At 65.6% G+C, this 1,895-nt stretch carries 1 protein-coding gene and 1 pseudogene; both read left to right on the top strand.

What is annotated here, in order from left to right:
* Nucleotides 1-736, top strand: a pseudogene (locus LQV45_RS28970) (glycosyltransferase); the annotation flags it as partial.
* 14 nt (nucleotides 737-750) lie between these two features.
* A partial coding sequence (gene wecC, locus LQV45_RS28965) for a UDP-N-acetyl-D-mannosamine dehydrogenase (RefSeq protein ID WP_230010469.1) occupies nucleotides 751-1,895 on the top strand: 1,145 nt, incomplete at its 3' end.

Below are 1,895 nucleotides of genomic sequence, written 5' to 3'. Positions count from 1 at the left end.
AGAATCCATTGTCCGGGCGGTCGCGCCGGAGCGATGCCGGCCTGTGGCCCTTCCCTCCGTCAGTGCGCTGGTGAGCACAACCCGTCCGGAACAGCTGGACCAAATATTTCAGACCGCCGGCGGCCAGGCCGGCGTCGACCTGGAGCTCATCGTGCTGACCCGCGGCTTTGCGGCCGCCGACGGTCTCTGCGCCGAGCTGGCGCACGCCCACGGCGTGGCGAAGTACCAGGTGCTCGCCGCCCCGGCCGCACTGACCCTCGGCGAGTGCCTCAACCGGTGCGTTGAAGCATCCACGGGTGCGGTGCTCACCAGAATGGACGACGCCGACTATTACGCGCCAAACTACGTCGCCGATCTGCTGTACGCGCTCAGCTATTCCGGGGCGGCCGTGGTGGGGAAGCAGTCCCACTACACGCACCTGCGTTCCAGCCGGACCACCATGCTCCGCGCCGCACACCAGGAGCACCGGTTCGGCCGGCGGGTGATGGGACCAACCATCACTGCACACAGGGAGGTCTTCGAGGCGCACCCGTTTGAGGCGCTGGACCGGGGCGAGGACACCGTCTTCCTGGCGTCCGTCGCGGCTTCCCAGGGCTCCATCTACGCAGCCGACAGGTTCAACTACTGCCAGATCCGCCCCGGCGCGGGGAACGGCCCGGGCGTACCGGCCGGGGAGCCCGCAACGGACGGCGAAATTCAAATTTTCGACAATCCACGTGAATTCATCACGCTTTGATAGGGGTTACCAGATTGACTGACTTTCGGACCATCGCCGTCATTGGACTGGGGTACATCGGGCTGCCCACAGCCGCGATACTGGCAACCAACGGCCTTGACGTCATCGGCGTTGACGTCAATCAGCGGACGGTGGACGCAGTCAACGAGGGGCGTGTGCCCTTCGTCGAGCCAGACCTGGGGATCCACGTCGCCGGTGCCGTCAGCCAGGGCCGGCTCAAGGCAACCACCGAAACGCCCGCCGCTGATGCGTTCATTGTCGCCGTTCCGACGCCGTTCACGGCGGACAAGAGGGCTGACCTGAGCTACATCGAGGCGGCCGCACGCGGGATCGCGCCGATGTTGCAAGGTGGCGAACTGATCATCCTTGAGTCCACGTCGCCCCCGGGGGCAACCCGCCATCTGGGCGAGTACATCGTCTCGCTCCGGCCGGACCTATCGCTGGACGGCGCCGACGGCAGGCCCGCGATTCTCCTGGCCCATTGCCCCGAGCGCGTCTTGCCCGGCAAAGTCATGATCGAGCTTGTCACCAACGACAGGATTGTTGGCGGGATCACCCGGCGCGCCGCCGATCTCGCGAAAGACCTGTATGCGGTGTTTTGCCAGGGGGAGATCCTGATCACCGACGACGTGACGGCGGAAATGGCCAAGCTGGTGGAAAACTCCTACCGCGACGTCAACATAGCGTTTGCGAATGAGCTTTCGGTCATCAGCGAAAAGCTGGGCATCAACGTCTGGGAACTGATCCGGCTGGCAAACCACCACCCGCGCGTCGACATCCTGCAGCCGGGACCCGGCGTCGGGGGTCACTGCATCGCCGTCGATCCCTGGTTCATCGTCGCTGCAGCACCTGCCGAGTCGCGCTTGATCAGAGCTGCCCGGACCGTCAACGACGAGAAGCCGCGCTGGGTCCTGGACCAGGTGCGTGACGCGTTTGCCGGCTTGCCCAGGAACTCCGAGATTGCCGTCCTGGGGCTCGCGTTCAAGGCAAACATTGACGACCTGCGTGAGTCTCCCGCCATTGACATTGCCCATGGCATCGCCGAATCGATGCCGGCCACCCGGATCAACGTCGCCGAGCCCCACATCGACAGCCTGCCCGGGCGCCTGCAGCACCGGGAGCACGTCCGGCTGGTGCCCTTGGAGGAAGCAGGGAGCCG

The sequence above is a fragment of the Microbacterium sp. Bi128 genome (genome assembly GCF_918698205.1).
Note: the sequence above shows the minus strand (reverse complement) of the source record. Positions and strands in the feature narration are given on the sequence as shown.